Below are 14,442 nucleotides of genomic sequence, written 5' to 3' on the forward strand. Positions count from 1 at the left end.
GTTTCTATATTTGAGAATTAGTAAGAAGTAAATATGCAGAAAAAACTCCCTTTAAATAATGTAATTGTAGAAGTAATAATTGTAGTTTTTTTAATTCTATTACTAGTTCTAATCTTTAATTAAGTTAAGTTGTGAATACCATAAAAAAAAATAGCATCGCATTTAAATTTCATACAACGTTTTGTGTGTGTATCGTTTCTTTATTCCTTGTTTTATCATGTGAAAAGAAAGAGGCTGAATTTAAGTTTCAAAATGAATCTTTAACAACTGAAGAAAGAGCTACCGATTTAATTAGTCAAATGACATTAAGAGAGAAGATATCTCAGATGAGGTATGATGCTCCTTCAATAGAAAGATTAGGTGTGCCAGAATATAATTGGTGGAACGAATGTTTACACGGAGTTGCAAGAGCGGGTGAAGCAACAGTTTTTCCGCAAGCAATAGGAATGGGAGCAACTTGGAACCCAGAATTAATTTTTAAAATGGGAACTGTTGTTTCTGATGAAGCAAGAGCAAAATATCATAAATTTATTAGTGAAGGACAAAGAAAAATGGGACAAGGTCTTACTTTCTGGACTCCTAACATTAATATTTTTAGAGATCCACGTTGGGGAAGAGGGCAAGAAACTTATGGAGAAGATCCTTATTTAACAAGTAGAATGGGAGTGAACTATATTAATGGTTTACAAGGTGATGATGATAAACATTTAAAAGTTGTTGCAACAGCAAAACATTTTGCAGTACATAGTGGTCCAGAAAAATCTAGACATCAAGATAATTACGTAACTACTAAAAAAGATTTATACGAAACTTATTTACCAGCTTTCGAAGCTGCTGTAAAAGAAGCAAAAGTACATTCTGTTATGTGTGCCTATAATAGATATAATGATAAGCCTTGTTGTGGTAGCGATTTGTTACTTCAAAAAATATTAAGAGAAGATTGGGGTTTTAAAGGTTATGTAGTTTCAGATTGTTGGGCAGTAACAGATTTTTGGGAAGAAGACAAACACGCTGTTGTAAAAACACCAGAAGAAGCTGCAGCACTTGCAGTAACAAGTGGTACAGATTTAAATTGTGGTAGTGTTTATGATCCTAATTTAAATGAAGCTGTTTTAAAGCAGTTAATTAATGAAGAAGAATTAGATGTTGCTTTGGTAAGGTTATTTTCTGCTCGTTTTAAATTAGGAATGTTTGATGATCAGAAAAACGTTAAATGGTCTAAAATACCATATGAAGTAGTTGCTAGCGAAAAGCATTATAAATTATCTGAACAAATTGCTAGAGAATCTATGGTGTTGTTAAAAAACGACAACAATATTTTACCGCTAAGTAAAAACATTAAATCAATAGCAGTTATTGGCCCAAATGCAGATTCTAAACAAGCTTTGTTAGGTAATTATCACGGAACTCCTCATAACTTTATTACTCCGCTAAAAGGATTACAAGAAAAATTACCAAATGCAACTATTAATTATGCATTAGGTTCATATATAGCAGAAGAATGGCCAACATTAAAAGCGATTCCAAAAGAGGTTTTAAAAAATAAAAACAGCATAGGATTACATGCAGAATATTTTGATAATAATACTTTTAAAGGAGAACCTGTACTAGTTAGAAATGATGAAACTGTAGATTTTACATGGACTCCAAAAAGACCTTTAGAAAATTTAAAATCAGATTATTTCTCTGTAAGATGGTCAGGTGAAATAGTACCAAAAGAATCTGGAAAATATAGAATTGGTTTAAAAGCAGGTAACTATGCAAAACTATATGTTAATGATTCTCTTAAGTTTGAATACAGTGCAGATTACGAGCCAAAATTAGAATATTTTGATGCTAAACTTACGGCAAAAGAAAGCTATAAAATAAGAATAGAGTATAGCAATACACTTTCAGATCCTCAAGCACATTTAGTATGGGCAAAATTAAATACAGATTTATTAACGCCAGCAATAGAAGCAGCAAAAAAATCTGAAGTTGTAATTCTATGTTTAGGATTGTCTCCAGAAGTTGAAGGTGAAGAAATGTCTGTTGTTATCGAAGGTTTTGATAAAGGTGATAGATCTAAAATTACATTACCAAAAACACAATTAGAATTAGTTAAAAAGATTCAGAAACTTGGCAAACCAACAGTAGTTGTTTTAATGAATGGAAGTGCGTTGGCTATTAATTGGACAGCAAAAAATATTCCAGCAATTTTAGAAGCCTGGTATCCTGGAGAATTTGGTGGTAGTGCAATTGCAGATATTCTTTTTGGTGATTATAATCCTTCAGGAAAATTACCAATCACTTTTTATAAATCGGTAAAAGATTTACCAGATTTTAAAAGTTATGATATGGAAAACAGAACTTATAAATACTTTAAAGGTGAGCCTTTATTCCCTTTCGGACATGGTTTAAGTTATTCAACTTTTGAATATTCAAATTTAAAAATATCAGAAAAGATAGAGAAAAACGAGGATATTACAATTTCTGTAGATGTAAAAAATACTAGCAAATATTCAGGGGAAGAAGTTGTACAGACTTATGTTTCTCATGACAACAGTACTATTAAAAATAATCCAATAAGAAGTCTGGTAGATTTTAAGAAAGTATTTATAAACTCTAATGAAACAAAAACAATAACATTTAAAATCCCGTCAAAAAAATATGCAAGAATTTCGGAAGAAGGAAAAAGAGTAATAGAATCTGGCATTCTAAACATTAGTATTGGTGGTAAACAACCAGATAAATTGGTTACTCCAAAAGATAACGTATTAATTACAAAAGTTCAAATTCAATAATAAATAAAAACAAATTCAATTAATTAAAATTACTAAAAATGATAAAAATGAAAATCGCTATCATAGCATTAGTTATGATATGTTCTCAGAGTATGTTTTCGCAAACCAAGACTGTTAGTGGTTCTGTGAAAGATGCTACAGGAGAATTATTACCAGGAGTTAGTGTAGTTGTTAGGGGGACACAAAAAGGTGTACAAACAGATTTTGATGGTCTATTTAAGATTGAGAATATTTCATCTACAGATGAGTTAATCTTTTCTTACATTGGTATGACTGCTAAAACTGTTTTAGTTGGAGATAGAGCAAGGTTAGATGTTATTTTAATGGCGTCTTTAGAAAGTCTTGATGAAATAGTTGTTGTTGCTTATGGTAAACAAAGTAGAAAAACAGTTACAGGTGCAATAGCAACTGTAGATGCAGATGAAATTGCTTCATTACCAGTAACAAACGCAGAACAAGCCTTACAAGGTAGAGCTGCTGGTGTAACTATTGTTAATTCAGGTTCACCGGGATCTAGCCCTCAAGTTTTAATTAGAGGTTTAGGTACATTTGGTAACAATAGTCCTTTATATGTTATTGACGGTGTAATTGTAGGTAACCTTTCTGGAATTAGCCCTTCAGATATAGAAAACGTTTCTATATTAAAAGATGCTTCTACTACTGCATTGTATGGAGCAAGAGGTTCTAATGGTGTAGTTTTAGTAACTACTAAAACGGGTAAACTAGGTAAAGGAAAATTAAATTTCTCTGCATATACAGGTGCTCAAATGGTTACGAATAGATATAACCTAATGAATACTACTCAGTATTTACAATTTGCAGCGAATAACAATGTCTTTCCAGATAGACCTTTAGAATTATTTCAAAACAATACAAATTGGCAAGATGAAATATTTAGAGTTGGTCTAATTCAAGATTATAAATTAGATTATTCTAAAGGAACTGAAAATAGTACTCAATTTTTTTCAGCAGAATATTTAAAGCAAGAAGGTACAATTATTAATACTGGTTTTGATCGTTATTCTTTTAGAGCAAACAGTTCTTATACATCAGGAAAGTTTAAGTTTGGACAAACAATGTCTGTAGCAATAAGCAAGTCTAGAGGAGAACAAAGTGGTGGTGGTAGAACATTAATTACACATGCTATAAAATCTGTTCCATTTTTACCTGTATATAATCCTAACAATCCAGGTGGTTTTCAAGGACCTTCAAATGCAGGTGATGAACAAGATGCAGAAAATCCTGTTAGAATTCAAACACTTCCAACATTTAGTACTAATAATTTAGGTATTATTGGTAGTTTATATGGTGAATACAATATTTTAGAAAGTCTTAAATTTAGAACTCAAATAGGTTTAGATTATTTTAATAGCAGAAATAGTACGTTTATACCTAGTTTTTCTGATGATCCTAGTAATACTCACTCACAAAACTTTGCTTCTTATGGTGCAGGTGCAAATTGGGGGCAAGCTTTGGTTCTTACCAATAGTTTAAACTATGTTAAAACATTTGCAGAAAAGCATAATGTTGAGTTTTTAGCTTTAGCAGAAAAAACAGAAAATACTGGTTTAGGTTTTGGTGGTAGTGCAAGAAATCTTGTTACAGATGAATTACAACAATTTGGTTCAGATAGCCAAACTATTGGAAGTGGTAACAGCAAAACAACTAGATTAGGTTATTTAGCTAGATTAAATTATAACTTTGATAGTAAATATATTTTCTCTGCTTCTATAAGAAGAGATGCTTCATCTAGATTTGGTTCGAACAATCGTTGGGGTACATTCCCATCAGCATCTTTAGGTTGGGTTCTTTCTGAAGAAGACTTTTTTGGAGATGATAGTAGTATTAATAATTTAAAATTAAGAGGTAGTTACGGTATTACTGGTAACGATGCTATTGGAGATTATAGATACGCTGCTACACTTGTTGGAGATTTTCAATATCCTTTAGGTGATACAAACGGTGCTGGTTTTACAGAAAATGGAGGTTCAAATCCAGATTTGAAATGGGAAGAAATTTCTATGTTAAATATAGGTCTTGATGTAGGTTTCTTTAATAATAAATTTACTGCTAGTTTAGAATATTATAAAAACACAAGTGATGATTTATTAGTGAATTTACCAACAGCATTGTCTTCTGGTTCTCATGCAGGTAACATTACAGCAAATGTAGGTTCTGTAGAAACAAAAGGTTTTGAAGCTATGTTAGGATATAACGATAATGAAGGAGATTTTACTTGGTCTGCTAATTTTAATATAGGTTCTAGTTCTAATAAAGTTTTATTCTTAGGAGTAGATGAAATTCCTGGGTATGCACTGCAAGATGCTGGTGTAAGCGTTACAAATATTCAAGAAGGAGAAGCTATAAATCATTTTTATGGTTATGTTAGTGATGGTATTTATCAAAACCAAGCAGAAGTAGATGCTGTCTTTTCTGGAGATCTTGGGCAAACTGCTGTACAAGCCGGAGATATAAGATATAAAGATATAAGTGGCGATGGAAAGATTGATGCAGATGATAGAACTGTGTTAGGAGATGGACTTGCAGATTTTACTTATGGATTAAATTTAAGTGCTAATTACAAAAATTTTGATGCTAGTTTGTTTATTACTGGTGTACAAGGAGCTGATGTATACAATACAATTAGATTTGATTTAGAAGGTGGTTCTCGTAGAGTATTTAATGGAACTACTGAATTATTAAATAGCTGGACTCCTAGTAATACATCTACTACGATGCCTAGATTTGGTGGATCTACAGAAAACTTTGCAGTATCAGATAGATTTATCGAAGATGGTTCTTATACAAGATTAAAAAATATTAGTTTAGGATTTACACTTCCTGATAATGCTTTAAACGGATACCTTTCTAAAGTTAGAGTATATGCAAGTGCACAAAACTTATTAACTATAACAGATTATAATGGGTTAGATCCAGAATTAACAGCTGGTGTAGATTTAGGAAGATACCCACAACCAAAATCTTTCTTATTCGGAGTTCAAGTTTCATTTTAAAAAATAATAATCATGAAAAAATATAAAATTTTATTTCTATTTCTTACTGGAGTTTTTGCTATAAATTCTTGTAGTACAGATGATCTCGAGTTATCAGATCCAAATCAAATAACTCCTGAAACCTATTTTGCGAACGAGGCACAAGTTCAGGCAGCTGTAAATGCAGCGTACGCTAACTTACAAACTAGTTCGTTATATGGTAGAATGATGTGGTTTATCAACGACAATATGTCTCAAGAAGCCATGGAAGCTGGTGGTATGGAACCAAATAAAGCAGTTTTCTTATACTTTACTTTTAACTCAACAACTAACTGGATTAGTGAATATTGGGACTCTTGTTATAGAGGTATCAATAAAGCAAATTTTGTAATTGGTAATGCGCCTATTATTGATGCAATACCAACGTCGAAATTAAGTAATGCAACTAAGTTAAAATTTTATGCAGAAGCTAGATTTTTAAGAGCACAATACTATTGGTTGCTAGTAAATAAGTTTGGAGACATTCCTTTAAGAAACGGAGATTTTACAGAAAGAGGAGGTAAACCAAAGAGCCCAAAAGCAGATGTAATAAAATTGATTATTGAGGATTTAGAATATGGTTCAAAACATTTATTATCTAAAGCTTCAGAAAAAGATGTTGGTAGAGCTACTAAAGGTGCTGCACAAGCTTTCTTAGGAAAAGTGTTATTATATGAAAAAAGATACGGAGACGCTTTAACTTCATTCAATAAAATGTCTGGTTACGATTTAGAACCTAATTTCTTAGATAACTTTTTAGAAGAAACAGAAAATGGAATTGAGTCTGTGTGGGAAGTTCAATACGATTTAACTTTAGGAACAGCTAACAAATGGGGTGGAAATGTTCAAGGTCAAGGTCAAAACCACGCTACTTTTAGATCACAAGATTATGGGTGTATCGATTGGTCTGGATCTGCTCCTTCAGATGATTTAGTTAATTCTTTTGAACCAGGTGATAAAAGATTAAATTACACATGCTATTTTGCTGGTGATACTTATAATAATGGAACTAGCACTTTTGATGCAGGTAACTTTTTTGTAGGAAGAGGTTGGAGAAAATACCAAAACTATTATAAGCAACCAAATGAAGTACAAGAATCTGGAATTAATGCGAAAGTAATTCGTTATGCAGATGTATTGTTAATGATGGCAGAATGTGAAAATCAAAGACCAGGTGGTTCTCAACCAACTGCAGTTGCCTTAATTAATAGAGTAAGAGCTAGAGCTGGTGCAACAACAGGAGGATTATTTCCATTGTTATCAACTACTCTTACAAAGGCACAAGTTTTTGAAGCTATTGTACAAGAAAGAAAAGTAGAATTAGCAGGAGAGCAAGTTCGTTTTGATGATCTTATTCGTTGGGACAGAGCAGCAACTTTCTTAGCTGGGACTGGTTTTCAAGCAGGTAAAAACGAATTGTTTCCAATACCTACTGCAGAAATTTCATCAAATCCAAACGTTACAAGTGCCGACCAAAACCCAGGGTGGTAATAAAAAATTAATAATTTGAATTGATTGATTAAAACGGCGTATTCTAACGAAGCGCCGTTTTTTTATTTTAAATATTATACAAGTACCATTAAATGTTTTATTTTAGTAAGTCCTTTAAAATTTTAATTACTATTCCATAAAAAATGCAAAAAAAATAAGATCTTCTGATTGTTTTATAAAATAATGCAGGAGTAACAATTTTTTTTAAAAAAAAATAAATAAATTTTCTCATGAAAAATAGTATAAAACTTATTTGCTTTTCTCTTTTTCTAACAACTTTAAGTTCTTGTTCTAAAGAGGTTAAAACAGCATCGTCTAAAATTTTTAATCAATTAAATCAAGCAGAAACTAATATTGATTTTAAAAATACTCTTATAGAAAATGATTCTATAAATTATTTTACCTATTCATACATATATATGGGTGGTGGTGTTTCTGTAGGTGATATAAATAATGATGGATTGCCAGATTTATATTTTACAGGAAATCAAGTTGACAACAAATTGTATTTAAACAAAGGAAATTTAAAGTTTGAAGATATTACTGATAAAGCTGGTGTTTCTGGAAATAAGGAGTGGCATACAGGAGTTACAATGGCAGATGTAAATAATGATGGTTTTTTAGACATCTATTGTTCGGTTTCTGGAAAATTTGGAACATTAAAAAATCAGTTATTTATCAACAATAAAGATAATACTTTTACAGAACAAGCAGAAAAATATGGTTTAGCAGATGAAGGAAATAGTGTAAATGCTACTTTTTTTGATTATGACAATGATGGAGATTTAGATGTATATGTAGCTAATTATCCTCCTTTAAAATTTAATTCACCAGCATTTGTTTATCAAATGAAAATGAAAAACGTAAAAGACAAAGAGTCGGATCATTTATATAGAAATGATGGAGAAACTTTTACAAATGTTACCGATGAAGCTGGTTTAAAAGCTTTTGGTTTATCTTTAAGTGCTACCGTTGGAGATTTAAATAATGATGGTTGGCAAGATTTATATGTTTCTAGTGATTTTAGTTCACCAGATTTAATGTACATAAATCAAAAGGACGGTACTTTTAAAGAAGTTGTAAAAAAAGCAACTGCACATACTGCTTTCTATGGTATGGGAGTTGATATTGCTGATTTTAATAATGATGGAAATTTAGATATTTTTCAGGTAGATATGGATGCCAAAAGTAACCGTAGGCAGAAGGCAAATATGGCAAGTATGAATCCAGATTTGTTTTGGGGCGTTGTAGATGCCGGCTTTCATTATCAATACATGCAAAATTGTTTTCAGGTAAATTCAGGTGTTTTCGATAATGGAATTCCATATTTTTCTAATATATCTAGAATTACTGGTACTTCCTCTACAGATTGGAGTTGGGGACCATTAATGGCAGATTTTGATAACGATGGGTTTAAAGATGTTTTTATTACAAACGGTACAAGAAGAGAAGTAAATAATAGAGATTTCTTTAACCAATTGGAAGCAAAAAAATTAGGAATGGACAAATCTCTAGAAATGAGTTTGCAAATTCCATCAGAAAAAATAGATAATTTTATTTTTAAAAATAATGGAAATCTAAATTTTGAAAAAGCCAACAAAAAATGGGGAATTGAATATGAAGGTTTTTCTAATGGAGCAGTGTATGCAGATTTAGATAATGATGGCGACTTAGAAATTATTACCAATAATATAGATGATTACGCGGCTGTTTTTGAAAATAAAAGTGCTGATAATAGTAATTTTTTAAAGGTTCAATTTATAGGAGGTTTAAATAATAAATTCGGGTTAGGAAATCGAGTTTATGTTAAAACTACAGATAAAACCCAAATGCAAGAATTAACGTTAACAAGAGGTTTTCAATCTTCTGTAGCGCCAGAATTACATTTTGGTTTAGCTAAAATTTCTAAAATTGAAGAAGTAAAAGTAGTTTGGCAAAATGGGAAAACTCAAATTTTAAATAATGTTTCAGTAAATAAAAATCTAATTTTTAATTATGATGATGCCACAACAGCTGTCATCAATAATAAAGGAGAAAAAGAGAATTTATTTGAAGCTGAAAATAATCTATTTCCTAAGTTCAAACATCAAGAAAACGTACATGATGATTTTGATACTCAGGTATTATTGCCTCATAAAATGTCTAGTTTAGGGCCAGCTTTAGCAATAGGAGATTTAAATAATGATGGTTTAGAAGACTATTTTATTGGAGGATCTAAAGGAAAATTAGGAGGAATGTTTTATCAAACTGAAAACGGTTTCGAAGTACAAAATGTAAGTTTTTTACAAGAAGATCTTTTAAGTGAAGATTTAGGTGCTCTAATTTTTGATGCAGATGCAGATGGAGATAATGATTTGTATGTTGTAAGTGGAGGTTATGAGTTTGATGCAACATCAGAAGCATTACAAGATAGATTGTATATAAATGATGGAACAGGAAATTTTTTAAAAGCAAAAAACGGAGCTTTACCTAAATTTATTTCAAGTGGATCTAAGGTGTATAATGCAGATTTAGATAATGATGGTAAAGAAGATTTGTTAGTCTTAGGTCGTCAAATACCTGGGCAATATCCATTACCAGCAACAACATATTTGTTAAAAAACGTGGGTTTAAAAGGAAATCCAAAATTTGAATTCTTTTCAGATGAGTTTGTAAAACCTTTTAAAGATTTAGGAATGGCAACATCGGCAACAATAACAGATATTAATAATGACAACTTAAGAGATATTATTATTGTTGGAGAATGGATGTCGATAAAAGTATTTCAAAATAATAAAAATGGTTTTGTTGATGTTTCTAAGGAATTAGGCTTAGATAAAAATACTACTGGTTGGTGGTGGAGTATAAATCAAGGAGATTTTGATAATGATGGAGACACAGATTATATTTTAGGTAATAATGGGCTTAATTATAAGTATCAAGCAAACAAAGATGAAACTTTTGATATTTATGTGAACGATTTTGATAAAAACAACAAACAAGATATTGTATTAAGTTATTACAATGATGGTAAACAATATCCTGTAAGAGGTAGATCATGTTCGTCACAACAAATACCTGGTATTAAAAAGAAATTTAAAAATTATGAAAGTTTTTCTGAAGCTACTTTAGTAGATGTTTTTTCTGATAAAGCATTAGAATCTTCTTTACACTATCAAGTAAAATCGTTTGCTAGTATTTATTTAGAAAATAAGAACGGAAAATTTATTGTACATAAACTTCCTCAAGAAGTTCAAATTTCAAGTATAAATGAAATTATTGTTAAAGATTTTAATGATGATGGTAATTTAGATGCTTTAGTTGCAGGTAATTTACATATGTCTGAAGTAGAAACACCAAGAAATGATGCGAGTTATGGTGTTTTTTTACAAGGAAATGGTGATGGAACCTTTAAAGCCGTTTCAAGAAAGGAATCAGGTTTTTTTGCATCAGGTGATGTGAAAGGAATGGGAGTAATTAGTAAAGATGAAAAGGAATATATAATTGCTGTAAGAAATAATGATGATGTAAAATATGTTAAAATCAATAAATAATTTCAATTATAGGTAAACGATACTATTAAAGGAGAAGAATGCCGTTAAAAACCAAAAATGATGTATTTTTTTTACAAAATGCATCATTTTTTATGTTTTAAACAAGATACTATTTATAGTTTTAGAGTTCTAAATAGATAACATTATTATAAACTATAATTAATTATGAAAATCACTAAAATTTTAAGTCTTTTATTCTTTGTAACAGTTTTTATTTCTTGTGAAGAAAATGAAACGTCACTAGAACTTATACAACCTACTTTTACAGCAACAGTTTCTCCAGAAGATACGGGAACTTTTATCTTTGAAAACACAACTCCCAATAAAGGAGATTTCTATAGTTATTTTGAGTATGATATTGCTGGTGATAGAGGTGCGGCAGACAGACCAGGTACTGTAGCTTATTCTTATAAAGCGAGCGGGAATAAAATTGTAACTTTAACTATGTTAGGTAAAGGTGGATATTTACAAACTTCTAAAGCAATTTCTGTTACCGTTGCACCCGATCCTTCAGCAGCATTTGATGGTGGATTAATTGTAAACGGAGGTTTAGAAGACGGTTCTGGAGATGATTTTACGAGTTGGAATAAAAACAATGGTGCAGACTTAATGACTGCGGAAACAACAAGTGTTAAAGGTGGTTCAAGAGCTTTAAAAGTAACAAATACAGAAGATAATGCAGGAGATCATTGGAAAACTCAGTTTGTAAGTGATGCTTTTGATACTGCTGTTGATACTACTTATATTATTTCTTTTTGGATAAAAGGTGACGCAGCAGTTGTTCGTGCTTCTACAAGCCCAGGTTCTGGTAGCGAAACGTATGGAGGTGATATGACAGCAACTTCTGATTGGACAGAATATAGTCAAGAATTTACTGCTACAATAGCTTCATCTACATTATCGTTAGATATTGGCTCAACTAAAGGTACTTTTTATATTGATAATATTAGTGTTGTAGCAAAGTAAAAAGTAAAAATCAAAAATCAACCACCACTTTAAAAAATTAATTTTAAAATTTAAAAAAGTATAAATGAAGTTTAAAAATCTATTTAATATCTTAAAGGTATTACCGTTATTTCTATTAATCATTTCTTGCGGGAGTGAAGAGGTAAATGATGGCCCAATAATAATACCAGTAGCAAAAGTTCAGGCAGCTTTTAATATGTCTATATCTTCAACAGACCCAAACGTACTATTATTAGATAATAGAACCGTTGGAACTGGTGATTTTACCAGCAAGTGGGATTTTGGTAAAGGAGGAAGTTTTGTATTAGACCAACCAGGAATAGAGGAAGTAAGATATGATACTGATGGTACTTTTTCTGTAAGATTAATTGTTGAAAATTCAGCAGGATTAACTGTAGATGCTAAAACAGTAATTGTAGATAGTAAATCTGGAGGTATCTGCCCTAATGGAGTATGTGGTTCTACAAACTCATCAATTCTAAAAGATGCAGCTGCTACTTTTTTTGTAGGTAATATAACAAGATCGTCAAGAGTAAATAGTGGTGGTAAGCATACAGAATTGTTAAAAACATATTTTTCAAGTATTACTTCAGAATATGAAATGAAAATGGATAGAATGCATCCATCTGAAGGTAACTTCGATTTTACTGCAGCCGATGCTATTGTAAATTTTGGAGTAGAAAATGGAATTAATGTACATGGTCATGCTTTAATATGGCACAATGCAACACCAGATTGGGTTAAAAACTTTTCTGGATCTGATGCAGAGTTCGAAGTAATGGTAAAAAATTATATTGTTACAACAGTAACAAGGTATAAAGGTAAAATAGCTTCTTGGGATGTTGTAAATGAAGCAATTGATGATGGTAGTGGAAACCCATTAAGAAATTCTATTTTTAAACAAAAAATGGGAGATGATTATATTAAAAAATGTTATCAATGGGCAAGAGAAGCAGATCCAGATTGTTTGTTATTTTATAATGATTATAACATGGCGTCTACTCCTAGTAAAAGAGCAGCAATGTTTAAAATAGTAGATAGTTTAGGAGATTTAATTGATGGTGTTGGAGCTCAAATGCATATTAATTATAATTTCCCGTCAAAGGCTAATATTCAGGCAGTTGCAGATGGTACTGTTTCTAGAGGACTAAAACTACATTTTGCAGAATTAGATATTAGAGCAAATCCAGATAACAATCAAACTAGTTTAACAGCAGAAAGAGCTAACCTTCAAAAAGCAAAATTTGCAGAAGTTGTAAAAATTTATAATTCAATTCCGTTAGAAAATAAATATGCTTTAACGGTATGGGGTTTAAGAGATAATGAAACTTGGTTAACAGATTTTTGGGGTCATATAGACTGGCCATTAATGTTTAATGAAGATTACAGTAAGAAACCTGCTTACGATGGTTTTATAGAAGGATTACAATAAATAAGTTATTTGTTAAGTGTAATTTGAATTTAGAATCAGTTAAACTTTCTTGTAAAGTTTAACTGATTTTTTTTTTAGAATAAATAATTAGTTAATTTTTAAAATATCATACTATGAATTACAGTAAATGTTTCAATTCAATATTTATAATTACTACAGTTTCTTTATTACTTTCTTGCAGTAGTGGTGTAAAAAAGGAAGAATTAAAAGGTCTAAAAAATTATGCAGATTTTCCTGTAGGAACTGCTATTAAAATAAATACATTATTAAAAGATACACAGCTACAAAAACTACAACAGCGTAATTTTAATAGTATTACTTCTGCTAGTGATATGAAAATGAATAGCATTATGCCTAAAGAAGGTGTTTATTCATGGAAAATTGTAGATAGCATTGTTAATTATGCGCAGAAAAATAAGCAAAGATTATTTGGCCACAATTTAATTTGGCATAGTTCTACACCAAATTGGGTTCAGGAAAAAGCATCAAAAGATAGTTTGTGGTTGGGTACTTTTATGAAGGAATACATAACAAAATATGTAACAAGATATAAAGGAAAAGTTGCTGCTTGGGATGTAGTTAATGAAGGTTTAGAGTCTCATGGAGGTGAAGTAAGAAAAACAATTTGGTACAACGCAGTTGGTAAAGATTATATTGCAAAAGCATTTAAATATGCGCATGAAGCAGACCCAGAAGCTATTTTATTCTATAACGATTTTAATATTGAAAGAGATACGTTAAAATTGAATAGTACTCTAAAAATGATTAAAGATTTACAAGCAGAAGGAGTTCCTATATCTGGTTTAGGTTTTCAAATGCACATTAGAATGGATACACCTGATGAAGTAATTGCAAATTCATTAAAAAAAGCAGTAAAAACAGGTTTACAAATTCATATATCTGAGTTAGATATTATTTTTAATAAACATGATGACACTAGAAAAGGTGGTATACAAGTTTATGAAAAACTAACGGAAGAAATGAAACAAGAACAAGCTAAAAAGTATAAAAATTTAGTTAAAATGTATAAAACTATTGTACCAAAAAAACAACAATATGGTATTACTTTTTGGGATTTTACAGATAGAGATACTTGGATTAAAGGTTTTTTTAATATAAATGATTGGCCAACTATTTTTGATGAAAAACTAGAACCTAAACCGGCTTATTTTGGTTTTTTAGAAGGATTAAAAGAAGAAAATTAA

7 protein-coding genes are annotated in these 14,442 nt (G+C 30.5%); all 7 read left to right on the forward strand.

All coding sequences use genetic code 11. The features are described 5' to 3' along the window. The first annotated feature begins 131 nt into the window (after positions 1-131). The 7 genes from SHK09_RS07390 (at position 132) to SHK09_RS07420 (ending at position 14,442) form a co-directional block, all read left to right on the forward strand. The gene (locus SHK09_RS07390) at positions 132-2,783 is read left to right on the forward strand and encodes a glycoside hydrolase family 3 protein (RefSeq protein ID WP_319810145.1); all 2,652 of its coding nucleotides are present in this window, start codon (positions 132-134) and stop codon (positions 2,781-2,783) included. Between the two features lie 47 nt (positions 2,784-2,830). Continuing rightward, positions 2,831-5,797, forward strand: coding sequence for a TonB-dependent receptor (locus tag SHK09_RS07395; RefSeq protein WP_319810146.1), 2,967 nt, complete (start codon positions 2,831-2,833; stop codon positions 5,795-5,797). 12 nt (positions 5,798-5,809) lie between these two features. After that, the gene (locus tag SHK09_RS07400; RefSeq protein WP_319810147.1) at positions 5,810-7,306 is read left to right on the forward strand and encodes a RagB/SusD family nutrient uptake outer membrane protein; all 1,497 of its coding nucleotides are present in this window, start codon (positions 5,810-5,812) and stop codon (positions 7,304-7,306) included. A gap of 230 nt (positions 7,307-7,536) precedes the next feature. Then, complete coding sequence (locus SHK09_RS07405; RefSeq protein WP_319810148.1) at positions 7,537-10,839, forward strand: VCBS repeat-containing protein; 3,303 nt, start codon at positions 7,537-7,539, stop codon at positions 10,837-10,839. Between the two features lie 165 nt (positions 10,840-11,004). Then, a complete protein-coding gene (locus tag SHK09_RS07410) occupies positions 11,005-11,805 on the forward strand; it encodes a carbohydrate binding domain-containing protein (protein ID WP_319810149.1) in 801 nt (266 codons plus the stop codon). A gap of 64 nt (positions 11,806-11,869) precedes the next feature. After that, positions 11,870-13,237 (forward strand): endo-1,4-beta-xylanase, encoded by a 1,368-nt coding sequence (locus SHK09_RS07415; protein WP_319810150.1) that lies wholly within the window; start codon positions 11,870-11,872, stop codon positions 13,235-13,237. Positions 13,238-13,350: 113 nt separating this feature from the next. Continuing rightward, a complete protein-coding gene (locus SHK09_RS07420) occupies positions 13,351-14,442 on the forward strand; it encodes an endo-1,4-beta-xylanase (RefSeq protein ID WP_319810151.1) in 1,092 nt (363 codons plus the stop codon).

The sequence above is a fragment of the Polaribacter sp. PL03 genome, from assembly GCF_033875165.1.
Lineage (GTDB): Bacteria > Bacteroidota > Bacteroidia > Flavobacteriales > Flavobacteriaceae > Polaribacter.

Bases quoted from the DNA above. Each gene is read 5' to 3' on its own strand.
- SHK09_RS07395 (WP_319810146.1), top strand. From the start codon at position 2,831: ATGAAAATCGCTATCATAGCATTAGTTATGATATGTTCTCAGAGTATG.
- SHK09_RS07400 (WP_319810147.1), top strand. From the start codon at position 5,810: ATGAAAAAATATAAAATTTTATTTCTATTTCTTACTGGAGTTTTTGCT.
- SHK09_RS07405 (WP_319810148.1), top strand. From the start codon at position 7,537: ATGAAAAATAGTATAAAACTTATTTGCTTTTCTCTTTTTCTAACAACT.
- SHK09_RS07410 (WP_319810149.1), top strand. From the start codon at position 11,005: ATGAAAATCACTAAAATTTTAAGTCTTTTATTCTTTGTAACAGTTTTT.
- SHK09_RS07415 (WP_319810150.1), top strand. From the start codon at position 11,870: ATGAAGTTTAAAAATCTATTTAATATCTTAAAGGTATTACCGTTATTT.
- SHK09_RS07420 (WP_319810151.1), top strand. From the start codon at position 13,351: ATGAATTACAGTAAATGTTTCAATTCAATATTTATAATTACTACAGTT.